Genomic DNA, 22236 nt, shown 5'->3' with positions numbered 1-22236 from the left:
GAAGGCTTACTTTATTTCTGTTTCAGATGCTTTCGCGCCGGATCGGGCACGACATGCAGCGTGGCCCGCCGCGGCCGGAGCCCAGCTCGGAGCCGGTGATCGCGAGTACCTCGATCCCGGCTTCCTCCAGGCGTGCGTTGGTTTCCACATTACGTTCGTACCCGACGACGACACCGGGTGCGAGGGCGAGGGTGTTGTTCCCGTCGTCCCATTGCTCGCGTTCCGCGGTGACCGGATCGAGCCCGGTGTCGATGACGCGAAGCCGTTCGATTTCCATTGCTTCGGCGGCCGCCGTGAGGAATGGGGCAGGTCCTTCGACCTTCACGGAACCGTCGTCGGTCGGCCGCATGGTGAACGCGGTCAGCGAATCACGGGAAAGCGGATACATGACCACGGCGTCGGCCGCGACCATCGTGCAGACGGTGTCCAGATGCATCGTCGCGCGGGTCTGCTGGATCGGGACGGCGAGCACAGTGTGCGCGATCCCGTCGGCGAACACCGACCGCGCCAGCGACTCCGCGCCCGCGGCCGTCGTCCGCTCACCGACGCCGATGGCCAGGACACCGGGCGAGAGCAGCATGACGTCGCCGCCTTCGATCGGCGCCGAATGCGCGCCGTACGCACGGGACGCGTGACGGAACCACGGGTGGTAGGCGTAGATCAGGTCCAGCACCGCGGTCTCGCGGACACGGGCGGGCATGGTGAGCGAGGAGACCGCGACCCGGTCGCCGATCCACGCCGACGAGTCACGGGTGAACAGCAGGTTCGGCAGCGGATCGACGGCGAAGTCGTTCGGATGGTTCATCAGCCGGACCAGTGAGGCGCCCTCGGCGGCGGGCAGTTCCTCGAAGGTCATCCCCGCCATCAGGGCCTCGGCCAGCACCGCCGGCGAGACGCTCGACAGATGGGAACGGAGCGAATCGGCCAGATCGGGCCCGAGCCGCCGCTCGTCGACCGCCGCGTGCACCCCGGCCGCGTGGGCGCGGGTGTCGGCCAGCGCCGTGCGCAGCGCGTCGGCCAGCAGCAGCACCTCGACACCGCGGCCGCGCAGCACCTCGGCGAACGCGTCGTGCTCCTCCTGCGCGCGGTCCACCCAGGGGATGGAATCGAACAGGAGCTGGTCGTTGTTGCGAGGCGTGAGCCTTTTGAGCTCGTTGCCGGGCCTGTGCAGGAGCACCGCACGCAGGGGGCCGACTTCGCTGTCAACTCGGGGTGGAGTCGTCTCGTCAATCACTGGTTCACCCTAACTAGGGAAGCCAGGAAACTCGCCCTTTGAGCAGCGCGTATCCGACGAAGGAAACGAAATCCAGCGCGGTGTGCGCGGCGATCAGCGGCCACAGCCGGTTCGTCTTCTGCCACAGCCTGCCGAACACCAGGCCCATCACGACGTTGCCGACGAAACCGCCGAAACCCTGATACAGGTGATACGACCCGCGAAGCACCGAAGACGCGACCAGCGAGGTGTTCTCACGCCATCCGAGCTGGCGCAGCCTGGTCAGCAAGTAGGCGACGACGAGCACCTCTTCGGCGAACGCGTTGCCGAAGGCCGACAACGTGAGCGTGATCGGACGCCACCACGTTTCGCCCAAAGTGGACGGTTGCACCGACAGGCTGAACCCGAGGCCGTAGGAGAGGAAGTACAGCCCCAGTCCCGGAATCCCGATCACCGCGGCGAGCAGCAGCCCGTGCACGATGTCGCGCCCGGGACGTTTTCTGTCGAGTCCGATCTCCGCGAGCTTCATCCCGCCACGCCACAGCAGGTACAGCCCGAGCGCACCCCAGCCGACCAGCTGACCGGCGCTCAGGAGCTGCTTGAGCAGGTCGACCAGGCTCAGTGTCGCCTGGGGGACGTTCAGCTGGGCCTGCTGCTGTGCCAGCGGCACCGGCTGCAGCAGCGAGTCCACAAGGGACAGCAGGCTGCGCAGCCCGGACAGGCCGAGGGTGATGCCGAAGACGACGGCCAGTTCGATGACGATCGCGCGGCGGCGCGCCGGATCTTCCACGAATTCCGGCAGCGCCGGGCGTTCGGGACGCAGCCAGCTCATCGACCGCACGTTACCGTGTTGATCGCCGCGCGCTGCCGCGCTGTCGGAGACACGTCCGCGAGCTACCGTCGGGTCATGCCAAGGAGCATCGCGACCAACGAAACCGTCGACCGCGCCGCGCTCGTCGACTTCCTGTCCACCCGCCACCGCGCCATCCTGATGACCACGAAGGCCGACGGCGGCCCCCAGCTTTCCCCGGTGACCTGCGGTGTCGACGCCGAAGGCCGTCTGGTCATCTCCACGTACCCGAAGCGCGCGAAAGTCGTGAACGTGCGACGCGAGCCGAAGGTGTCCGCCTGCGTCCTTTCCGACGAGTGGAACGACCAGTGGGTCCAGCTGAACGGCACCGCCGAGGTGCTCGACCTCCCCGACTCGGTCGAGCCGCTGGTCGACTACTTCCGCGCGATCTCCGGCGAACACCCGGACTGGGACGAATACCGCGAAGCGATGGTGAAGCAGGGCAAGAGCATCATCCGCGTCACCATCGAATCGTGGGGTCCGATCGCCAAGGGCGGTTTCCCGCCGGAACTGGCCTAGCCTTCCGGAAAGAACGGGCAGCCGACGAGACGGCGGATCTCGCCGCTCAACTGCTGCGGTCCTTCGACCGGCCGCGAGAACGCGAGCCGGACGTCGTGGTCGCCGGAGTCGGCCTCGACACGCAGCCGCAGCCCGTGGCGGTCCAGCCCGAGCGGCCGGATCCAGCCGCCGCGCAGTTCGGCGGGCACGTGCTTGGCGAGCTGCTGGACGACGTCGGCGTGGTCGGTCTCGAGATGCCGCAGCCACGCGGCCTCGTAGTCGTGGAACGGGTCCGGCGGCGCGGCGCTGAACATATGCGGCCGGAGCGAATGCGTGCCCTCGGCGTCGGCGAGCACCAGCGACGCCGGGGTCAGGCGCAGCAGCGTCAGACCGTGTCCGACGTCGAGCAGCCGCTCATCCGGCCGGGTTTCCGCGATGGAGACGGCGCGGGCGCGGGCCGAGACCTCGGAGAGCGGGCGGAGCCAGCCCGTGATCCACAACAGCCCGCGGATGGGTTCGCGCAGGTCGACCGGTGCCTGATCGGTCAGTTCGACCATCACCGCGAGCTCGCCGCGCTGGGCCTCGTGCGCGCGTTTGACCAGGGGATGCTCGTCCGGCAGCAGGATGCTGACGCTGCCGCTCGTGTGCACGTGATGCAGCTCGGGGATCACGCGGCCGTACGGTCCTGGCCGGTCACGCTGTTCGGCGGTCGGCATCAATGTCGCCGGGCCGTTGCGGGTGGCGATCGTCTTCGCGCGTTCCGCGGGGTTCGGCGCCGGCGGGCGGCGAATGGACGTCGGTGTGGTCACGGCTCACCTCCTAGTTAGGTGAGCCTAACCTGATCTGGCGGCGGAGTGGAAGTAGTCTGGATCACGTCTCACCGCATCCGTATACGTTGACCAGGTGGAAGACCACAGAATCCGGGTGCTCGAACCACCCGAAGGGATTCCGGCGTCGAACATGCCGGTCCTGCGACCCCTTCTCGACCGCCTCACCACGACCCTCGGCACGACGTCGGTCGCGGCCGGGGTGCTCGTGGTGCTGGGCGTCCTCATGGCGGTGTCGGGACGGTACGGAATCGCCGCGCCCACCTTCCTGCTCTGCTTCATGACACCGGTTTCGCTCTACTTCGGCTACCACGTCTTCGCCGGATCCTCGCCGATGCGGAAGCTCAGCGCCAAGCCGTTCCGCCTGGTGAGCGGGCTGGACGGCGCCGTCGTCGCCGGTTCTCGCGTGAGCGTCCCGCTCGACGGCCGGTGGCTGGCCGTCCGGCTGCCCGCCCCGCTCCGCGCGCAACTCGCGGCGCAGCGGCGGCTGTGGGTGCTCGGCCCGTTCGTCCTGCTGCCGGGTGTCATCGGCCCCCGGCGCGGCGTGTTCCGGGACGCCCCGGTGAAGGGTTCGGCGCCGCTGGTGGCCGAGCCGGTCACGCCGGGACGGATGCTCACCCTGCAACGACGGCTGCTGGCTTCGTACTACCTGCTCGGCGCCGGGATCACGGTGGTGGCGGGTGCTTTCGCGCTCTGGGTCTCGTTCGACTTCCCGGACCGTGACAGCCTCATCGTGCCGAACACGCGGGTTCTCGCCGTCCTCTGTGGTCTCGCGACGATCGGGCTCGGCATCACGGCACTCGTGGTCGCCAGGCCGTCACCCGAACCGCGGTGGACCGAACTCGCCGTCATTTCCGGACCGGCGTCGGTCAACCTCTTCGGCATGGTGACGCTGAAGGGCCGGACGGTCCTGCCCGGCGGTCGCGAGGTCACCGTCCAGGCCGCCGGGTCCGATCCGTCCCTGGCCGCGAACATCGCCGCGACCGGACGGCTGTGGGTGCTCGGCGTGCCGGTGGCCGGGAAGATGGCGAAGGCCGGAGTGCCCGGTCACGCGGTTTTCGGTCAGGTCAAGTTCGGGTCGTGAGTGGCGTTTCGGGTTCTCGTTGAGGTGTAACGAAAAGTTGTCGTGTCGGACGAAGAAACGCTAACCGGTCCGTGAGGGCCTCCTTGCCTACCCTGAAGGTAGTGAAGGAGGCCCTCACGGACCGACCACCTGACAGGACGTCTCAACTGAGCGAGCGTCGCGTCGCCTCTTCGGTCTCCACGACACCCCGCCGGATCCCTTCCAGCTGCTCGCTCAACTCGCCGATGGTGGTGGTGTCGAGCAGCGAATCGCCGGTGGCGGCCGAAAGTTCGGCCGCCCTGGCGACCAGGCCGTCGAGTCCGAGCGCACCTGATCGCAGTTGTGCCAGCAGTTTCCGCTGCGCGCTCGAAAGCCGCGCGTGCACGTCTTCCTGTGCCTGCACGGCCTCGAGCGACTGGGTCAGGTCGCCGCGGATGTCGTCGTCTGCGGTCTTCAATTCCTTGCGCAGCCGGGCTTTCTCGGCCGACACCGCACCGAGATCCACGCGTGCCAACGCTTTCCCGGTGGCGGACGTGCGGCCGGCCAGCCGTCGAAGGGTGTCGACGGTTTCCCGCACCACCGGTTCCATGTCGGCCACCCGGTCGGCGAGCGGGCCGGTGTCGAGCGAGCCGGAGATCGACCGGAATCCTTCGGCCGCGGCTTCCGCGCGCCGCAACCAGCCCGCCTCCGGTGAGCCCGGCTCGACGTCGGGCAGAGCCCGCTCTTCGGGTTCGGGCTCCGGTTTCGGCCGCGTGACGGCGGCGACCCCGGCGCGGGCGGCGAGCACGGTCACGCCGACGCCGAGCGCGGCGAGCACCGGCAGCTGCACCGCCCAGGCCGCACCGGCCGACGTCGCCGCGAGGAGCAGTCCCCACGGCTCACCCAACTCACGGACGAAGCGCATATCCGAGGATCTCAGAAATTCGAGATGACGGCGGTGAAGACCTGGTCGATCGAGTCCGGTTTGGACGAGTCGTACCCGACGCCCTGGGTGGTCTCGGCGATCTCCTTGAGCACGTCCAAGTCGGCGTCGGCGCCGTAGGCGATGGTGAACATCCGCACCGCTTCGCCACCACCCTCGGCCCGCAGCTGCCCGACGAGGTTCGGCAGATCGATGCCGCCTGGATCCTCGTTCCGGCCGTCGGTGAGCACGACGACGGCGTTGATCGCGTTCGGATCCAGCCGCTGCTTCATGAATTCGTAGGCCGCGAGCGACGAGTCGTAGAGCCCGGTCCCGTTCTGCGGGGTCAGCCCGTTCAGCCGCGACGCGAGCTCCCGCCTGCCCGGTTCACCGCCGATCGGCGACACCGGCCGGAGTTCGACGTAGTCCTTGTCGCCGCTCAGTTTCGTCGAGAACATCCACAGCCCGACCTTGTCCGCGTCGCTGAACTGCGGCAACGACGCCACGGCCGCCTGTTTCGCGAGATCCATCTTGTTCTTCCCCGTGCCGCCGACGCTGTCGCCCATCGAGCCGGAGACGTCGACGACCAGCAGTACGTTCGCCTTCTTCCGCAGGTCCTTCCACGATTTCAGCACCTCGGTCAGCACCGGCGGGCTCGGCGGGCGGATCAGGTTGAGCTTCGTGTCCGGCTGGGCGCCGTTCTCCGTGGTGGTCTGCGAGCCGGGCTTCCCGTCGAACGTGCGGAAGCCGATGTCGCTGAACTTCTGCTGCGCCTCGGCGCCGCGCAGATGTGCGAGGAAGTCCGCCGCGACCTGCTTGTGGAGATCGTCGGCCCAGTTCAGCACGGTGAACGGGTGATCGGAGTTGAGCGTGCCGTCGCTCGGGTAGATGCCGACGAGGGGCACCTTCGGCGGCGCGTGCTGCCCGCGTTTCCCCGGGTCGTTGGTGGGATTGCCCTGGTTGTAGCCGACGAGCGAGTTCTCCTCGACCGTCACCGCCGAGATGTACGACATCGCGGCGCCGCGGTCGTCGGCCTTCTGCAGGTTCGTCAGGAACGTCAGCGTGTTGTCGCCGTAGTGGACGATGGCCTGCTCGACGTTCTGCACGAACGTCCGCGCCTCCGGCTTCGCGAGCGCGTTCGCGGTGAGGTCCGAAGACGTGCCCGTCGCCGCGTAGTAGGCGCCGATGGTGGCGTTGAGGCCGGAGGTCGAGATGTTCGGATTCGTCTTCCCCAGCCGGAACTTCCCCCATTCCGGGTGGCCGTACTTCGCCCAGCCCTGCGGATCCGTGGCGAGCGCGGCGAGATCCTTCCAGCCGATGCCCTTGCCTGGCCAGCCGAGCGCTTCGGCCATCGGTTTCGGCATGGCGACGACCAGCGGCGCGTTCGCGACCGATTCCGGATCGCCCTCGGGCACCAAAGCGGGGTGATCGGTGCCGGTGAGGTTCTGGCGAAGCAGGTTCACCCAGCCGGACGCCGCGGGCGTCCAGACGTCCGGCCGCGGGCCGTCCACCGCTTCGTTCCAGCCGCGGGACAGCGCCTGCATCGCGGTTCCGGACGACTTCGACTGCACGAGCACGTCGACGCAGCGTCCGGCCACCGTGCGGCCGCTGTAGCCCTTGGCGATCTCGGTGACGACGCCTGCCTTCTCCGGCGACGACGACACCTGCAGCTTGACCGCGTCACCCGTCGTGCACTTCGCTTCCGCGGCCTCCTCGCCGGAATCGCTCGTGAGCGCGCGCAAGCCGATGATCAGGCCGATGGCGACCACCGCCGCGGCCACGAACGCCAGGACCTTCCGGCCGCCTCGGGATTGCCCGGGTTTCACGACCATGAAGACCTCCAGCGGTGGGGACACCGATTATCCGGAGGTTTCACCCCGCCTGGGGTCGCGTTGCCGAACCGTTGCGGCCGTGGCGGTACTTATCCCGCCAACCTGCCGCATTTAGTCCTCTAAATGCGTGGGCACCAGCTCGCGCCTGTCTTCGAATACCGCATTCAGAGGACTAAATGCGGTGTTACTAAGCCCCGGGGCCGCGTCCGGACCAGGTCCACGCGTAGCCCGGGTCCTCCGACGCGTCGGCCGCTTCGCCGAGTTCCAGCGGCGCGAAGGTGTCCACCATGACCGCGGTCTCGTCGAAGAACTGGGCGCCGATCGACGCCTCCGCCGCGCCGGGCTGCGGCCCGTGCGTGAAACCCGACGGGTGCAGCGAAAGCGAGCCGACCTCGATCCCGGAGCCCTTGCGCGCCTCGTAGTTCCCGCGGACGTAGAACATCAGCTCGTCGGAGTCGACGTTCGCGTGGTTGTACGGCACCGGGATCGACTCGGGGTGGTAGTCGACCTTGCGCGGGCAGAACGAGCAGACCACGAAGTTCGGCCCCTCGAACGTCTGGTGCACGGGCGGCGGCTGGTGCACGCGGCCGGTGATCGGCTCGAAGTCGTCGATGTTGAACACCCACGGGTACAGGCAGCCGTCCCAGCCGACGACGTCGAACGGGTGGGTCGCGTAGGTGTAGCGGGTCAGCCCCGCGCGGTGCCGCACGAGGACCTCGACGTCGGTGCCGTCGACGACCAGCGGCTCGGACGGGCCGCGGATGTCGCGTTCGCAGTACGGCGAGTGCTCCAGGAACTGGCCCTTCGCCGACAGGTACCGCTTCGGCGGGCCGATGTGGCCGCGCGCCTCGATGGTCAGCAGCTTGACCTCTTCGTGCGGAAGCACGCGATAGGTGCACGACGTCGGGATGACGAGGTAGTCGCCGTCACCGACCTCCAGCGAGCCGTAGATCGTCTCGACGGTCGCGCTGCCGCCCTGGACGTAGAAGAGTTCGTCGCCTGCCGCGTTGCGGTACAGCGGCGAAGGGCGCGTCGCGTGCACGAAGCCGATGGTGACGTCGGCGTTGCCGAACAGCCGCCGCCGGTCGGTGACCGCGTCCGCGTCGCCGAACTTGAGGTCGTGGGTCTTGAAGGCGCGGGGCTTGAGCGGGTGGTTCGGGGCGATCGGGCCGCGTTCGTCCTCGATCGCGACGGCGTCGACGATCGCGGTGGGCAGGCCGCGGTGATAGAGCAGCGCCGAGTCCGCCGAGAAACCCTCGACACCCATCAGCTCCTCGGCGTACAGGCCCCCGTCGGGCTTGCGGAACGCGGTGTGGCGCTTGTGCGGGATCTCGCCTACCTGCCGGTAGTAAGGCATCGGAATCTCCCCGGAACGTGTCCGTTGTGCGAACGATTTTGTCCTGATGTCGTACGCTACTAGCGTGTCAGTCGTGTCAAGCGCTGTGGAACTCACGCCACCCGGCCCCCGAGGAATCCCTCCCCTGTTCGCGCGGCTCGTCGACGACTCGGCGTTGTTCCCGCCCGGCGAGGCGTCCATGCCCGAAGCGCTGCGTGCGTACTTCGCGTCGAGGGCCGGTGAACACTCCGGCATCCTCGGTGTGTTCCTGTGCCAGGCGTCGAGGCTGCCCGAGCTCATCACCGAACTCATCAAGATCAAACCCAAGGAACCGCTGCCGCTGTCGCTGATCATCGACACCGGCCTCGGCGGGGTCCCGAAGGCGATCTCCATCGTCGAATCGCGCAGCGAGATCCTCGCGCTGCGGATGGTGGAGATGCCGGCGCCGTCGGACGTCGACGAGGTCTGGCTGGAGCGCGTCTCCGAATTCGTGCCCGAGGACGTCATCCGCGTGGTCGAGCCGCGCCGCGGCGTCGGCTGGCTGGACGGCGTGCGGAAGGTGATCGAGCACGGCAGCTGGCCGAAGATCCGCTGCGGCGGCAAGGCGGGCGAGAACTTCCCCAGCGTCGACGAGGTCGCCGACTTCCTCGCGGTGGTCAGCGGCGCGACCGGGGCGTCGTTCAAGGCGACGAACAGCCTCCATCGCGCCGTCCGGCACACCGAGGAGAAGAGCGGCTTCACCCACCACGGGTTCCTGAACCTGATCGTCGCGTCCGCGCGGTGCCTCTCGGGCGGTGACGTGCGTGCCGCGCTCGAATCGACCGACGGCGCCGCACTGGCCGCCGAGGCCAAGGGCATGTCGGAGCCTGCCGCGAAGGCCGTTCGCGGGCTCTTCGCTTCGTACGCGGCAGCGTCGTTCGACGAGCCCGTCGCCGACCTCGGAGAACTCGGACTCTTGTGAATATCGCGGTGTTGTCTATCGCGCTGCCGCTCTCGCGCTGCCAGGGCGCTGGTGGCCGTAGAAGGTCGCCTGTGCTTGGAGGGCGCCCTGTCATCGCGATAGCGGGGCCTTCGGCCAAAAGGCGCGACTTCAAGGGATCAAGGGACCTTTGGTCGCGTGAGCCTCGGTTGCGTGAGGCTGGGGCGCGTGGGGTTGGGGCGAGTCGGCTGTGACTCGGGAGGGGTCGCTGACCCTGGACAGAGGGCTCGCGTTGCTGCAGGCGGTGGCGGACGCGGGTGGCGAGGCGGCGACGATCTCCGAACTCGCCGTCGCCATCGGCGCGAGCCGGGCCGCCGTCTACCGGCTGCTCGTCCCGCTGTCCGAGCGGGGTCTGGTGTGGCGCGACGGCAACAAGGTGCGGCTGGGTGTCGGCCTGCTCCGGCTCGCCGGACAGGTCCTCCCGCAGCTGCGCGAGGCGGCAAGGCCGGTCCTGCGCGAACTGGCGGAGAAGGTCGGCGCGACCGCGCATCTGTCGGTCGCGCAGGGGGACCAGGCGCAGGCCGTCGCGGTCGTCGAGCCGTCGTGGACGAGCTTCCACGTGGCCTACCGCGTCGGCACCCGCCATCCACTGTCCGCCGGTGCCGCGGGCAAGGCGATCACCCTGCGCCCCGGCGGCGAAGGCTGGGTCACCTCGTCCGGTGAACTGGAGGCCGGCGCGTCCGGGGTCGCCGCGCCCGTGCGCGGGGTGCCGGGCTTGAAGGCCAGCCTCGGCGTCGTGTCGCTGGAGCCGCTCGACGCCTCCGTCGTGGGCCCGGCGGTCGTCGCGGCCGCCGTCCGGCTGGCCGAGGTGCTGAAGCAGCCCGAGTAGCGCGTCAGCGGTGGCTGAGCAGCGGGCGCACCATGGTCGCCAGCAGGGCGAGGTCCACCGCGAACAGCAGCCGCTCGAACAGGCCGAGCGTCACCTCCTGCTGTGACGGCCCGGTGAGCATCGTCCAGACGAAGCCGCCGAGCACGATCATCACCGCGGCGAAGCTGGCCACCGAAAGCCGCCGGATCGTCGTGCGGCGCGGCTCCCAGGGGCAGCGCGCCCGGCCGGGACGGGTCAGCAGCCAGGCGGCGGCGGGAAGCGCGAGGAAGGCCGCCAGCGCGGCGTAGTTGTGGATCTGCCCGGCCAGCGAACGGGCCTGTCCCTCGGGGTCGACGGGCACGAGCGCGAGGACGAACAGCCCGGCACACCACACGCCGAGCAGGACGAGAACGGACGCGTAGCCGCTGCGATGCGCCTTCGCGATGCCGCCGAGCAGCGCGAGCGACCCGAACCCCAGCGCCAGGCACATCGCGCCGAACAGCGGCGCCGCCGTCGAACCGGGCGAGAGATAGCCGTAGACGTACTCGGACAGCGTCTGCCAGATCGGGCTGACCTGGCCGGACAGCCGCAGATGCAGGTCGATCGAGATGGCGACGGCGACGGCCATGCCGAAGATCGCGAGCCTGCCGTGCACGGGGGAGACGGCACGGGCCGCGAGGATCTTCGGGGAGGTCACGACCGGTTTCTCCAGGCACGTCGGGGCGGGTGTTCACCTTTTCGTTTCCGAAAGGTTACCCGGCGAACCTGTGAAAACCCCGTGCGCCTCAGAACGCGAGCTGGGCCAGCGCGAACAGGGAGAACCCGGCGAAGACGAAGCCCGCGACGCGCTGGATGAGCTTCGGGCGGATGCGGCTCCGCACCTTCGCGCCGATGAAGACGGCGAGCCCGGCGACGGCGACCAACGCGACGAAGGAGCCGAGCGCGACCGCGAACGGGTTGCCGAAGCGGGCGGTCAGGCTGGCCGTCGCGAGCTGGGAAGCGTCGCCCCACTCGGCGGCGAACAGCACGCCGAACGACGTCAGCGCGGAGCGGAAGAAGGTCGCGGGGCTCGGCCCGGAACGCGACGCGTCCTCGCCGCCGTCCTTGCCTGGCTTGAACCCTTCACGAAGGAGCATGAAAGCGCCGATACCGAACATCGCGGCGACGATCACGGCCACCAGCGTCTCCGGCAGCAAAGTGAGCACACTGCCGAAGGTGGCGGCGATCGCGCATTGCACGGCGAATGCGGCGGTGACCCCGGCGAATACCGGCCACGCGCGGAAACGGGTGGTGAGAACCAGGGTGGCGACGAGGGTCTTGTCCGGCAGTTCCACCGCGAGTACCAGGCCGAACGCGCTGATCAGCGCCAGCATCGAGCTAGACATGATGGTTCTTCACCCCTTTCACTGCAACGATAAAGGGGCGATTCAGAGAAAGGCAAGCTGATGGCTTTTCCGAATCGGACGGCATGTGCGGGCGAATTGTTTTTCATGGCGGGGCGGAATTGAGTTTTCGGTGAACCGAATTCTTTTTTCAGGCTTCGCTGGTAGCGTCCGGGAGCATGGACGGAAGAGCGCGGATCGAAGACGTGTGCAAGCGGCTGAAGGACCACTACGTGTTCCCCGACGTCGCCGAAAAGCTGACGGTGCTCCTGCGGGCGAGGCTGGGTGACGGCGCGTACGCGGGGCTCGACGATCAGGCGTTCGCCGTCGCGGTCACCCAGGACCTGCAATCGGTCAACGGGGACAAACACCTGCGGCTACGGCATCACGTCGACCCGCTGCCCGAGATTGACGGGGAGTCGTTCGATCCGGAGCAGTTCCGGCGCGAGGCGGAACTGAACGGCCACGGCATCGCGTCGGCGCGACGGCTGGCCGGGAACGTCGGCTACCTGGAGACCAAGCTGTTCTACGGGCCGGACATCGCCGGTGAGGCGCTGGCCGCCGCGATGACGCTGCTCGCGACCACCGACGCGCTGATCCTCGACGTCCGGGAGAACCGGGGCGGGGATCCGATGGCGGTCGCGCTGCTGATCAGCTACCTGGTCGACGAGCCGACGCATTTCAACAGTATCTATTTGCGCGACGGTGACGTGACCAACCAGTTCTGGACGCTGCCGTACGTACCGGGCCGCAAGTTCGGCGCGGACAAGCCGGTGTGGGTGCTGACCGGGCCGACCACGTTCTCCGGTGCAGAGGATCTGAGCTACTCGTTGCAGCAACTGGGGCGCGCGAAAACGGTCGGCGCGGTCACCGGTGGCGGGGCGAACCCGCGGCGACAGTACAAAGTGGACACCCATCTGGATGTCACCGTCCCGGGTGGACGGGCCGTGAACCCGGTCACGGGAACCAACTGGGAAGGCGTCGGCGTCCGGCCCGACATCGCCGTCGGCGTCGAGGCCGCTTTCGACACCGCGTACGCGTTGGCGCTGGCCCACGTGCTGGCACTGGGGGATTCGGGCGTGCGGCGGCAGATCGCCGACGAGGCACGACTCACACTCGCCGGACTCGGCTGACCAGGGCGCGGGACCTACGTCCCGGCGAGAACGGGACCACTTGAACTGGCGGGCGCACCCCCGGGTGAGCAGGCTTGAGGCGTGGAGGTTCTCGATCTCGCTAGGTGGCAGTTCGGCATAACCACCGTCTATCACTTCCTGATGGTCCCGCTGACCATCGGGCTTTCCGTCCTGGTCGCCGGGATGCAGACGGCCTGGGTACGGACAGGTGATCGGCGCTACCTGAAGATGACCAAGTTCTGGGGGAAACTCCTGCTGGTCAACTTCGCGATGGGCGTGGTCACCGGCATCGTGCAGGAGTTCCAGTTCGGGATGAACTGGAGCGCGTACTCGCGGTTCGTCGGTGACGTGTTCGGTGCGCCGCTGGCGATGGAAGGGCTCGTCGCGTTCTTCGTCGAGTCGACCTTCCTGGGGCTGTGGATCTTCGGCTGGGACAAGCTGCCGAAGAAGGTCCACCTGGCGTGCGCGTGGGCGTACTCGCTGGCGACCGTGGCTTCCGCGTACTTCATCCTCGCGGCGAACTCGTGGATGCAGCATCCGGTCGGGGTCGAGTTCGTCGACGGGAAGCCGACGATGAACTCGATCTGGGCGGTGCTGACGAACAACACCGCGCTGGCCGCGATCCCGCACACGCTGGCGGGCGCCTTCTCGGTGGCGGCGGCGTTCCTGGTCGGCGTGGCGGGCTGGCAGCTGTGGCGCAAGCGTTCGGAGGACGACGAGCACCGCTCGGTGTGGCGTTCGTCGTTGCGTCTCGGCGGCTGGACCGGCGTGGTGGCGTTCGCGGTACTCGCGATCACCGGTGACATGCAGGGCAAGCTGATGTTCGAGCAGCAGCCGATGAAGATGGCTTCGGCGGAAGCGTTGTGCCACACGGAGAAACCGGCGAGCTTCTCGATCATCGCGATCGGGGACGTCCGGAACGCGAACTGCGAGGACGTCAAGACGTTCAACGTGCCCGCCCTGCTCTCGTTCTTGGCGCACAACGACTTCTCGACCGAGGTCAAGGGCGTGGAGAACCTGATCACCGAATACCAGGCGAAGTACGGCACGAACTATCCGGACGACCCGCAGCTCGGTTCGCTCGCGGGCAAGCCGATCGACTACGTGCCCAACCTGCCGGTGACCTACTGGGGCTTCCGCGCGATGATCGGCTTCGGCGCGATGTCGGCCGGGATCGGCCTGCTCGCGCTGTGGCTGACCCGGCGCGGGCGGATCCCCGGGCAGCGGTGGTTCCCGTGGCTCGTGCTCGGCGGCATCGCGACCCCGTTCATCGGCAACAGCGCCGGCTGGATCTTCACCGAGATGGGCCGTCAGCCGTTCGTGGTGGTGCCGAATCCGACCGGTGTCGACGGCGTGTGGATGTTCACCGCGCAAGCGGTCTCGAAGTTGTCCACAGGCGAGGTGTGGACGTCGCTGATCGCTCTGACGACCGTCTACGCGGTGCTCGGCGTCGTCGAAGTGTTCCTGATGCGCAAGTACGTCCGCGGCGGCGTCGACGCCGTCATGCCACCCGAGAAACCGGCCTCGACCAGCAAGAACGGCGACCCCGAAGGCGGTGACAGCGATGACGACGCGCTGGCCTTCGCCTACTGATCTCCTCTTGAGCTCACCTACCCAGCCCCCCGCCCTTCCCGGGGGACGGCCCCGCACCCAGCGTATCGGGGGTATCGCTCGGGTGGGTTACCCACAGCCGATCTGTGGACAACTCGACCGGTTGTGGATAACTCAGGGCGACCGGGGTGCGTGGGGGGTCTCGCGCGGAACGGGGAGGGTCGCGAAAGCCACGTTCGCGACGCTGAGCGTCCCGAAAGTGGCTTTCGCGACGCGCTGCACGCCGCCGGCGGGACACGCGGCCGGGCAGCGGGCCGAAGGGGCCCTTCGCCGCGTCGCACGCACCGAAGGCCACCTTCGCCGCGTCGCACGCGGCGAAAGCGTCCTTCAACCCCCAGCAGCAGGGAGCACCCGATGACCCTCGAAACGATCTGGTTCTGCGTCATCGCCCTGTTCTGGCTCGGCTACCTCTTCCTCGAAGGCTTCGACTTCGGCGTCGGCATGCTCATGCCGGTCCTCGCGAAGGACAACACCGAGCGCCGCGTCATGGTGAACACGATCGGCCCGGTCTGGGACGGCAACGAGGTCTGGCTGATCGTCGCCGGCGGCGCGATGTTCGCCGCGTTCCCCGGCTGGTACGCGTCGCTGTTCTCGGCCGCGTATCTCCCGCTTCTGGTGGTCCTGCTCGCCCTCATCGGCCGCGGCGTCGCGTTCGAATACCGCGGCAAGGTCGACTCGGATCGCTGGCGCCGCAACTGGGACCGCGTCATCGGGATCGGCTCGTGGATCCCGCCGTTCGGCGTCGGCCTGCTCCTCGCGACCACCGTCCTCGGCCTCCCGCTCGACGCCGACGGCGATCGGGTCGGCGGCGCGTTCGCCGCCGTCCGCCTCGATACCCTGCTCGGCGCGCTCGCGGTCGTCGGGTTCTCGCTGGTCCACGGCGCCGCGTTCCTCGCGCTCAAGACCGAAGGCGACCTCCGTCACAGGGCGCGGAACCTGGCCACCCGCCTCCTCCCGGTCGCGTTGCTGCCGTTGCTCGCGTTCCTCGTCCTCGTGCAACTGCGCTCGGGCGACCTGTGGACGCTGCTCCTCGTCGGCGTCGCCGTCCTCGCGGCCGTCGTCGCGTGGTTCCGGGTCCGCGCGGGCCGCGAAGGGCAGGCGTTCGCCGCGCTCGGCGGGGTCATCGCGGCTTCCGCCGTCGCGATCTTCGTGGCGCTGTACCCGAACGTCCTTCCGTCCACTGTGGACCCGGCGAACACGTTGACGATCGCGGGAGAGGCGTCGAGCCCGTACACGTTGACCGTGATGACCTGGGTCGCGCTGTTCGGCGCGCCCGCCGTCCTGATCTATCAGAGCTGGACGTACTGGGTGTTCCGCAAGCGCATCGGCACCCGGCACATCCCACCGGTGCACGCACCATGACCGAACTTCCCGGCCGCGACACCCTTTCCGCCACGGAGTCCACAATGGACCCAGCGCGACCGGGGAAGGGTCCGCTCGGCGCGCTGGCTCCACTTTCGAGTGCGGCGCGCCGGGCGTTGATCCTCAGTGGGATTCTCTCCTTCGTCAACGCGATCTTGCTGGTGGGGCAGGCGTTCCTGCTGGCCGACGTCCTCTCCGCGGTCGTCCGCGGAACACCGGGGGACCGCACCGCCCAGCTGGCCGCGCTGCTCGCGCTCGTCGCCGGGCGCGCGTTGACCGGCTGGGCGGTGCGGATCGTTTCCGTTCGCGCGGCCGCCCGCGCGAAGGAGGAATTGCGCGCGAAGGCCCTCGACCACGCCTTGAAACTCGGCCCGGAGTGGATCGCGCGCCGCGGTCACGGCGAGCTGACGTCGTTGACCACCAAGGGACTCGACGCGCTCGACGCCTACTTCACCCAGTATCTCCCGGCGCTGGTCACCGCCGCGATCGTGCCGCTCGCCGCCGGCGCCGCGATCCTGTTCGCCGACTGGCCGTCGGCCTTGCTCGTCGTGATCACCGTGCCACTGGTTCCGCTGTTCGCGATCCTCATCGGCAAGCACACCGCCGAGCGGGTCGCCGAAGCCGCGGACGCCGAACAACGGCTGTCAGGACATCTGCTGGAACTCGTCCGCGCGCTGCCGATCCTCAGCGCGTTCCGCCGCGCCGAAGCGCAGGCCGAGACGGTGCGGAAGATCTCCGAACGGCATCGCCGCACGACGCTCAAAACGTTGAAGGTCGCGTTCGCGTCGGCGTTCGCGCTGGAACTGATCGCGACGCTTTCGGTCGCGCTGGTCGCGGTCGTCATCGGCGTCCGGCTGGTCTCCGGCGAACTGCCGCTGGCCGTCGGGCTCGGCGTGCTGATCCTCGTGCCGGAGTGCTACCAGCCGCTGCGCGCGGTCGGTGCCGCGTTCCACGCCAGCGAAGACGGCGTCGAGGCCGTGCGCCGGGTCGCGGACGTGCTCGCGGAGCCCTTGCCGCCCAACGGTTCCGCGACACCGACGAAGGGCGAGGTCCATGTCGGCGGGCTACGCGTCGCGAGGCGCGGCGGATTCGCGCCCGACGGCGAAACGTTCAGCGTCCGGCCCGGTGAGATCACCTGGCTGCGCGCGCCGAGCGGCGGTGGCAAATCGACGACGCTCGCCACGCTGCTCGGCTTCGTGCAGGCCCACGACGGGACGATCACCGTCGGCGGTACCGACCTCGCTGACGCAGATCTGGAGAAGTGGCGCGAGAACGTCGCCTGGGTGCCTCAGTCGCCGGTGTTCGGCGGGGGCACGGTTCGCGAGGAGGTCGGCGCCGACGACATCCTCGGCGAACTCGGACTGGCCGGACTGGCCGGAAGACCGGTTTCGAAGCTGTCGCAGGGACAACGGCAGCGCGTCGCGGTGGCGCGGGCCTTGGTGCGGATCCGGTCGGGCGCGTGGCTGCTCCTGCTCGACGAACCCACCGCCCACCTCGACGAGGTCAACGCCGGGCTGGTCATGACCGCGGTCCGCGAAGCCGTCGACGACGGTGCCGCCGCGATCATCGCCGCACACGAACGCCCGTCCGGTGTCGACATGTCGACCGACGTGCGGGCGGAAGCCGGAGTCGTGGAAGAGGCGCGGGCGACCAAGCCGCTGCCCTGGCGCGACCTGCTGCACCCCAGGTTCTTCGGCGGGGCGCTGCTCGGCGCCGCCGCCTTGCTCGCCGGGGTCGCGCTGACCGCGCTTTCGGGCTGGCTGATCGCCAAGGCGTCGCAGCAGCCGCCGATCCTGACCCTGACGGTGATGATCGTCGGCGTGCGCACGTTCGGCCTCGGCCGCGCGGGGCTGCGCTATCTCGAACGGCTGGTCACGCACGACGCCGCGTTCCGGATCGCCGGCAGCCTTCGCGTCCGGCTGTGGGAGTCGCTGGTGCGGCTCGGGCCGGCACGCGCGCTTCGGGCCGGTGAAGAACAGCGGCGGCTGGTCGGCGACACCGACACCGTGCGCGACCTGCTCCCGCGCGTGATCACGCCGCTGGTCGTGGTCGCGCTGGTGGCTGTGGGCGCCGTCGCGGTCCAGGTCGCCGTGCTCCCCGAAGCCGGACTCGCGCTGGCCGCGGCCGTGCTGGTCAGCGCGCTCGCGCCGCTGCTCGCGCTTTGGGCGGAACGCCGCGCGACCAGTGCGCTGGCCGCCGGACGGCGTTCGGTGTCGGCGCAGGTGCTGAGCCTGTTCGAAGCCGCCGCCGAGCTGATCGCGTACGGGGCCGACAAAGAGCGACGTCGCCGAATCGCCACCACCGACGCGGAACTGACCGCCGAAGCGCGGCGACAGGCTTTCGGTGCCGGCGCGGCCGACGCCCTGATCATCCTGGCGACGGGGGCCGCCACCGTCGTGAGCACCGGATTCGCCGTGAGCGCCGTCGCCGCCGGCGCGTTGAACCCGGTTCTCGCGCCCGTGGTCGCCCTGGTGCCGCTCGCGCTGGCGGAGGTCCTCTCCCTTCTTCCGCCCGCCGCGCAGCACTGGGACACCCTTCGCCAGGCCCGTCTGCGCCTCGCCGCGTGCAATGAACGGACCGTTCCTAGCAAAATTCGCAAGGAACGGACCGTTCCTAGCACCGGCGGGGTGCGGATCCGGAACGCCGACCTCGGCTGGCCCGGCACCGAACGTCCGGTCCTCACCGGAGTCGACCTCGACATCGCGCCCGGGACGCACGTCGCCGTCATCGGCCCGAGCGGCGCCGGGAAGTCGACGCTCGTCGCGGCCCTGCTCGGTTTCCTCAAGCCGAGCAAGGGCGAGGTGTCCACGCCCGAGAACGTCGCCTGGGCGCCGCAGGAACCGATGCTCGTCTCGACCACGGTCGCCGAGAACCTGCGGCTCGCCAAACCGGCGGCGTCCGAAGCCGACCTGCGGAAAGCCTTGTACCAGGCCGTTCTCGAGGACGTCGAGCTCACCACGATGCTCGACAGCGCGGGCGCCGGACTGTCGGGCGGGCAGGCGCAGCGGGTCGCGCTGGCGCGTGCCGTCCTCGGTGCCGCGCGGGCCGATCTCGTCCTGCTCGACGAGCCCACCGCCCATCTCGACGAGCCGACCGCGCGCACCGTCCGCGAACGGCTCGGCGAGGCGCTCGCCGGGAAGACCGTCGTCCACGTCACGCACAACGCCGCCGAAGCCGGCGACGCGGACGTGATCCTGGAGGTGCGGGAGGGCCGGGTCACAGCGCGAACAAGGGCCGGAGCGGTCTAATGTCGATAGCGCTCATGGATCCCACGCTTGCCGCGCGCGCACTGTCCGCCGCCACCGAGATCACCGGCAGCGCCCTGTCCGGCGAAGACCCGGGCGACGTCCTGGAGACCGTGGTCGCCCGCGCCGTCGAACTGGCCGAGGCCGACCTCGGTCTCGTCATGGTGCGCGCGGACGACGGCCAGGTGGTCGCCGAGGCCGCGCACGGGGACACCACCCAAGGCCTTCGGGGGCTGGCCTTTTCCGCCGATTCCGCCGCGGGCCAGGTGGCCAGGGGCGGGAAGCCGGTGGTCAGCGAGGACTTCACCGTCGATCCCCGCACGGCGCCGTTCGTGCCGCCGGAGCTCCAGGGCTTCGGGCCTTTCGCGGCGTCGGCGTTCGGCGCGGGCGGGCGCGTCCTCGGCGCGCTCACCGTGTACCGCCGCCACGGCGGGGAGCCGTTCTCCGCCAGCACGGTCGAGGTCCTGACGGCCTTCGCGGCGCAGGCGGGCGTGGTGCTCGCGCTGGCCGAAGGCGCCAACGCGCGGCACCGCGTGACCCTGTACCAAGAGCGCGAACGTATCGCGCGCGAGCTGCACGACGTCATCGTGCAGCGCCTGTACGGCGCCGGGATGCAGCTCGACCGCGTCCGCAAGAACATGCGGAAGCGGTTCGCGCAGGCCGACGGCGCGCGGCTGTCCGAGGCGATCGACCAGCTCGACCAGACCATCGAAGAGATCCGCGGCACCGTGCGTGCCCTGCGCAGCCCGGAACCCGCGAACGAGACGGTCATCGCCACCGACCTCGCCGAATCCGCGCGGGGCGAGGTGCGCATCGCGGGCGAGCTGCTCGGCTACCCGCCGACCCTCGAACTTTCGGGAGAACTCGCCGACATCCCGGCCGAACAGGCGGACCACATCCGCGCCGCCCTGCGCGAAGCACTGTCCAATGTGGTCAGACACTCCGGGGCGAGCGAAACCCGCGTGACACTGAGCCGCGACGCGGAAGGCGTCAAACTTCGCGTGCGGGACAACGGATCCGGTGTCCCGCAGGGGGTCGCCAAACGCGGTCTCCGTCATCTCGCCGAACGCGCGACGACATCCGGCGGGCGCTTTTCGATCAATTCGTCGCCGAGTCTGGGGACTTTGGTCGCTTTCGACGTTCCGCTCGACCAAACCGTGTGAAATTAACGGCCTTTGTCGCTCGTTAGAGTGACTGTCAGCGTTTTCGGATTAATCCGTAACGGCTGGGCCCAGTGCGCGATTCTAAGTGCATCGAACGCGCTCGCAGCGCGGATTCCCAGCGAAAGGACTCCCCATGTCCTCGGTTCGTCGCGCCATCGGCACGGCCGCCATCCTTGCCGGATTCTCCTTGTTCGGCCCCGCTTCCGTCGCGTTCGCGCTGGTGGAAGCGCCCGTGATCGCCGATCTCGACTGTGGTGACTTCCGGTACCAGGAAGAGGCACAGGCCGAACTCGAAAAAGATCGGTCAGATCCGCACCGTCTGGACGAAGACAACGACGGAATCGCTTGCGAATCGCTGCCCAAACGCGGAACGGCGCCGACCAAAACGATCACTCCCACCGTTCCGCCGATCGTCACGGAAACCAAACCGGCGCAATCCGCCGACAAGGATTGCGCCGATTTCCCCTCGCAGGCCGCCGCGCAGGCCGAGCTCAAGAAGAACCCGCGAGACCCGCACAAGCTCGACGGTGACCGCGACGGGTACGCCTGCGAATCCCGGTTCGGCGAGCCCGCGAAATCCGGCCAGGTGAAGGTCAAACCCGTCGGCGGGGTCGCGACCGGCGGCGGAGAAGGCAACGGTGGTCCCCTGGAGATCGGCGTGGTCGCACTGGCAGGCGCGGCGCTGTTGACCGCGACGGCCGCGGGCGCGTCCCTGGTGCTCAGGCGGCGTGCCGAACGATGACACTGGCTTCCTGGCGCCGTTGGCCGTTTCCGCTGGTCATCGGCATGCTCCTCGGGGTGGTGCTCGCGGCAGCGCTGACCGCGTGCGCCGTCCCGCCGCCGGGCAAGGTCGCGTCGCCGGCGTCGCCCTCGACGGTGTCTTCGGTGTCTTCGGTCGCGGAAGTGCCGCCGCTCGCGCCCGCGAAACCGGCGAGGCTCGAGATCCCGGCGATCGGGGTCCGCACCGGCGAGATCGTCGACCTCGGCCTGGCCGGTAACGGCACCCTGCAGGTGCCGCAGGACGCGATCACCACCGGCTGGTTCACCGGCGGCCCGGCACCCGGCGAGACCGGGCCCGCCATCCTCGCCGGACACGTCGACTACAAGAAGGTCCCCGGTGTCTTCGTCCGGCTCAAGGAACTGAAGACTGGCGACGAGGCCCTCGTCCACCGCGTGGACGGGAGCACCGCGGTGTTCACCGTGTACGCGGTCGAACGGCACTCGAAGGCGTCCTTCCCCACGGAGAAGGTCTACGGCGACACGACCGGGCCCGAACTGCGCCTGATCACCTGCGGCGGCGATTTCGACTCCTCGACCGGCAACTACCTCGACAACGTCATCGCCTACGCGAAACTCACCCGCGCTTAGATTCGAGGCATGCGCACCGTCTACGTCGTCACGCATCCGGAGGCCACCCATCACGTCGATCGCCTCGTAGGCGGATGGTTCGACTCCGAACTCACTCCCGCGGGTGAACGTGCGGCCGCCGCGGTCGCCGAGTCGCTGCGCGCGAGGGTGCCGGACGAGGTGGAGCTCTACTCCTCGGACCTGCGCCGCACCGCCCGGACGGCGGAAATGATCGGGGAACGGCTCGGCGTGACACCGATCCTGGATCGGCGGCTGCGCGAGAAGTCGTACGGAGAAGCCGGTGGCCGTCCGCAGGAGTGGCTGGACAGCCGGTTCGTCCCGCCTCCCGCCGTCGGCGACCGGCTCGGACACGACGAAGGAATCCCCGGCGCCGAAACGAAAGGCGCGATGGCCGCGAGGGTGTACGCGGCCATGGAGTCGATCCTCGAGAGCCACTGCGAGCACCAGATCGTCGTCACCCACGGCGGCGCGCTCACCTTCGTGATCGCCGCTTGGATCCGGATGCCGCTCGAATCGGCCGGGTACGTCGACTTCCGCGGTTCACCCGGCAGCGTCACGGTGCTGCGTGAGGACGACTACTTCCACAACCGGCAGGTCGTGACGCTCGCCGGGACGGACCTGCCCTCCGGTTGGTAGCCTCGGCACCAGCCGTGACGAGGGGAACA

At 69.2% G+C, this 22236-nt stretch carries 20 protein-coding genes; 12 read left to right on the top strand and 8 right to left on the bottom strand.

Annotated features, from left to right (window positions below):
• Positions 1 to 22: 22 nt before the first annotated feature.
• Both DMH03_RS03625 and DMH03_RS03620 read right to left on the bottom strand, forming a co-directional pair.
• On the bottom strand, positions 23 to 1234 hold the full coding sequence (locus tag DMH03_RS03625) for an arginine deiminase (protein ID WP_125790566.1): 1212 nt from the start codon (positions 1232 to 1234) through the stop codon (positions 23 to 25).
• A 13-nt stretch (positions 1235 to 1247) separates the two neighbouring features.
• On the bottom strand, positions 1248 to 2045 hold the full coding sequence (locus DMH03_RS03620; protein ID WP_125790565.1) for a CPBP family intramembrane glutamic endopeptidase: 798 nt from the start codon (positions 2043 to 2045) through the stop codon (positions 1248 to 1250).
• 75 nt (positions 2046 to 2120) lie between these two features.
• On the opposite strand from DMH03_RS03620, the gene DMH03_RS03615 reads away from it, so the two are divergent.
• Entirely contained in the window at positions 2121 to 2582 is a 462-nt protein-coding gene (locus tag DMH03_RS03615) for a PPOX class F420-dependent oxidoreductase (protein ID WP_125790564.1), read from the top strand.
• On the opposite strand, the gene DMH03_RS03610 is transcribed toward DMH03_RS03615, so the two are convergent.
• Positions 2579 to 3370: a DUF2470 domain-containing protein gene (locus tag DMH03_RS03610; protein ID WP_125790563.1), complete on the bottom strand. Its 792-nt coding sequence runs from the start codon at positions 3368 to 3370 to the stop codon at positions 2579 to 2581. The two genes, DMH03_RS03615 and DMH03_RS03610, sit on opposite strands and share 4 nt — an antisense overlap.
• A gap of 94 nt (positions 3371 to 3464) precedes the next feature.
• Between DMH03_RS03610 and DMH03_RS03605 the strand changes: the two genes are divergently transcribed.
• Positions 3465 to 4472: a hypothetical protein gene (locus tag DMH03_RS03605; RefSeq protein WP_125790562.1), complete on the top strand. Its 1008-nt coding sequence runs from the start codon at positions 3465 to 3467 to the stop codon at positions 4470 to 4472.
• Between the two features lie 142 nt (positions 4473 to 4614).
• Here the strand turns inward: DMH03_RS03605 and DMH03_RS03600 are convergent, their stop codons facing one another.
• The 3 genes from DMH03_RS03600 to DMH03_RS03590 all read right to left on the bottom strand — a co-directional run bounded on the left by DMH03_RS03600 (position 4615) and on the right by DMH03_RS03590 (position 8541).
• Entirely contained in the window at positions 4615 to 5355 is a 741-nt protein-coding gene (locus DMH03_RS03600; RefSeq protein WP_125790561.1) for a hypothetical protein, read from the bottom strand.
• A gap of 11 nt (positions 5356 to 5366) precedes the next feature.
• Positions 5367 to 7184, bottom strand: a complete 1818-nt coding sequence (locus DMH03_RS03595) for a substrate-binding and VWA domain-containing protein (RefSeq protein WP_125790560.1) — start codon at positions 7182 to 7184, stop codon at positions 5367 to 5369.
• A 187-nt stretch (positions 7185 to 7371) separates the two neighbouring features.
• On the bottom strand, positions 7372 to 8541 hold the full coding sequence (locus DMH03_RS03590; RefSeq protein ID WP_125790559.1) for a homogentisate 1,2-dioxygenase: 1170 nt from the start codon (positions 8539 to 8541) through the stop codon (positions 7372 to 7374).
• Positions 8542 to 8626: 85 nt separating this feature from the next.
• On the opposite strand from DMH03_RS03590, the gene DMH03_RS03585 reads away from it, so the two are divergent.
• Complete coding sequence (locus DMH03_RS03585) at positions 8627 to 9481, top strand: hypothetical protein (protein WP_305021754.1); 855 nt, start codon at positions 8627 to 8629, stop codon at positions 9479 to 9481.
• 208 nt (positions 9482 to 9689) lie between these two features.
• Entirely contained in the window at positions 9690 to 10328 is a 639-nt protein-coding gene (locus DMH03_RS03580; RefSeq protein ID WP_125780461.1) for an IclR family transcriptional regulator, read from the top strand.
• 4 nt (positions 10329 to 10332) lie between these two features.
• Here DMH03_RS03580 and DMH03_RS03575 read toward each other — a convergent pair whose 3' ends face one another.
• Together DMH03_RS03575 and DMH03_RS03570 are read right to left on the bottom strand one after the other, a co-directional pair.
• A complete protein-coding gene (locus DMH03_RS03575; RefSeq protein ID WP_125790558.1) occupies positions 10333 to 11004 on the bottom strand; it encodes a DUF998 domain-containing protein in 672 nt (223 codons plus the stop codon).
• A gap of 88 nt (positions 11005 to 11092) precedes the next feature.
• Complete coding sequence (locus tag DMH03_RS03570) at positions 11093 to 11680, bottom strand: TMEM165/GDT1 family protein (RefSeq protein WP_125791520.1); 588 nt, start codon at positions 11678 to 11680, stop codon at positions 11093 to 11095.
• A gap of 188 nt (positions 11681 to 11868) precedes the next feature.
• On the opposite strand from DMH03_RS03570, the gene DMH03_RS03565 reads away from it, so the two are divergent.
• The 8 genes from DMH03_RS03565 (at position 11869) to DMH03_RS03530 (ending at position 22207) form a co-directional block, all read left to right on the top strand.
• Positions 11869 to 12822: a S41 family peptidase gene (locus DMH03_RS03565; protein ID WP_125790557.1), complete on the top strand. Its 954-nt coding sequence runs from the start codon at positions 11869 to 11871 to the stop codon at positions 12820 to 12822.
• A gap of 81 nt (positions 12823 to 12903) precedes the next feature.
• Entirely contained in the window at positions 12904 to 14415 is a 1512-nt protein-coding gene (locus tag DMH03_RS03560) for a cytochrome ubiquinol oxidase subunit I (RefSeq protein WP_125790556.1), read from the top strand.
• Positions 14416 to 14787: 372 nt separating this feature from the next.
• Positions 14788 to 15795, top strand: a complete 1008-nt coding sequence (gene cydB, locus DMH03_RS03555; RefSeq protein ID WP_125790555.1) for a cytochrome d ubiquinol oxidase subunit II — start codon at positions 14788 to 14790, stop codon at positions 15793 to 15795.
• Positions 15792 to 19043, top strand: coding sequence for a thiol reductant ABC exporter subunit CydC (gene cydC, locus DMH03_RS03550; protein WP_125790554.1), 3252 nt, complete (start codon positions 15792 to 15794; stop codon positions 19041 to 19043). The genes cydB and cydC overlap by 4 nt, the downstream gene beginning before the upstream one ends.
• A gap of 14 nt (positions 19044 to 19057) precedes the next feature.
• Positions 19058 to 20203: a GAF domain-containing sensor histidine kinase gene (locus DMH03_RS03545; RefSeq protein ID WP_125790553.1), complete on the top strand. Its 1146-nt coding sequence runs from the start codon at positions 19058 to 19060 to the stop codon at positions 20201 to 20203.
• A 133-nt stretch (positions 20204 to 20336) separates the two neighbouring features.
• A complete protein-coding gene (locus tag DMH03_RS03540) occupies positions 20337 to 20945 on the top strand; it encodes an excalibur calcium-binding domain-containing protein (RefSeq protein WP_125790552.1) in 609 nt (202 codons plus the stop codon).
• Positions 20942 to 21571, top strand: a complete 630-nt coding sequence (locus tag DMH03_RS03535) for a class F sortase (protein ID WP_125790551.1) — start codon at positions 20942 to 20944, stop codon at positions 21569 to 21571. Before DMH03_RS03540 ends, DMH03_RS03535 begins: the two co-directional genes overlap by 4 nt.
• Positions 21572 to 21580: 9 nt before the next feature.
• Complete coding sequence (locus DMH03_RS03530) at positions 21581 to 22207, top strand: histidine phosphatase family protein (RefSeq protein WP_125790550.1); 627 nt, start codon at positions 21581 to 21583, stop codon at positions 22205 to 22207.
• Positions 22208 to 22236 lie beyond the last annotated feature (29 nt).

This window comes from Amycolatopsis sp. WAC 01376, assembly GCF_003947415.1.
In the GTDB taxonomy this organism is placed as follows: domain Bacteria; phylum Actinomycetota; class Actinomycetes; order Mycobacteriales; family Pseudonocardiaceae; genus Amycolatopsis.
This window is presented reverse-complemented; position numbering and strand designations above follow the sequence as displayed.

Excerpts from the sequence above, each read along its gene's own strand:
- DMH03_RS03620 (WP_125790565.1), bottom strand. The coding sequence starts at position 2,045 with ATGAGCTGGCTGCGTCCCGAACGCCCGGCGCTGCCGGAATTCGTGGAA.
- DMH03_RS03615 (WP_125790564.1), top strand. The coding sequence starts at position 2,121 with ATGCCAAGGAGCATCGCGACCAACGAAACCGTCGACCGCGCCGCGCTC.
- DMH03_RS03600 (WP_125790561.1), bottom strand. The coding sequence starts at position 5,355 with ATGCGCTTCGTCCGTGAGTTGGGTGAGCCGTGGGGACTGCTCCTCGCG.
- DMH03_RS03595 (WP_125790560.1), bottom strand. The coding sequence starts at position 7,184 with ATGGTCGTGAAACCCGGGCAATCCCGAGGCGGCCGGAAGGTCCTGGCG.
- DMH03_RS03590 (WP_125790559.1), bottom strand. The coding sequence starts at position 8,541 with ATGCCTTACTACCGGCAGGTAGGCGAGATCCCGCACAAGCGCCACACC.
- DMH03_RS03570 (WP_125791520.1), bottom strand. The coding sequence starts at position 11,680 with ATGCTGGCGCTGATCAGCGCGTTCGGCCTGGTACTCGCGGTGGAACTG.
- DMH03_RS03565 (WP_125790557.1), top strand. The coding sequence starts at position 11,869 with ATGGACGGAAGAGCGCGGATCGAAGACGTGTGCAAGCGGCTGAAGGAC.
- cydB (WP_125790555.1), top strand. The coding sequence starts at position 14,788 with ATGACCCTCGAAACGATCTGGTTCTGCGTCATCGCCCTGTTCTGGCTC.
- cydC (WP_125790554.1), top strand. The coding sequence starts at position 15,792 with ATGACCGAACTTCCCGGCCGCGACACCCTTTCCGCCACGGAGTCCACA.
- DMH03_RS03545 (WP_125790553.1), top strand. The coding sequence starts at position 19,058 with ATGGATCCCACGCTTGCCGCGCGCGCACTGTCCGCCGCCACCGAGATC.
- DMH03_RS03540 (WP_125790552.1), top strand. The coding sequence starts at position 20,337 with ATGTCCTCGGTTCGTCGCGCCATCGGCACGGCCGCCATCCTTGCCGGA.
- DMH03_RS03535 (WP_125790551.1), top strand. The coding sequence starts at position 20,942 with ATGACACTGGCTTCCTGGCGCCGTTGGCCGTTTCCGCTGGTCATCGGC.
- DMH03_RS03530 (WP_125790550.1), top strand. The coding sequence starts at position 21,581 with ATGCGCACCGTCTACGTCGTCACGCATCCGGAGGCCACCCATCACGTC.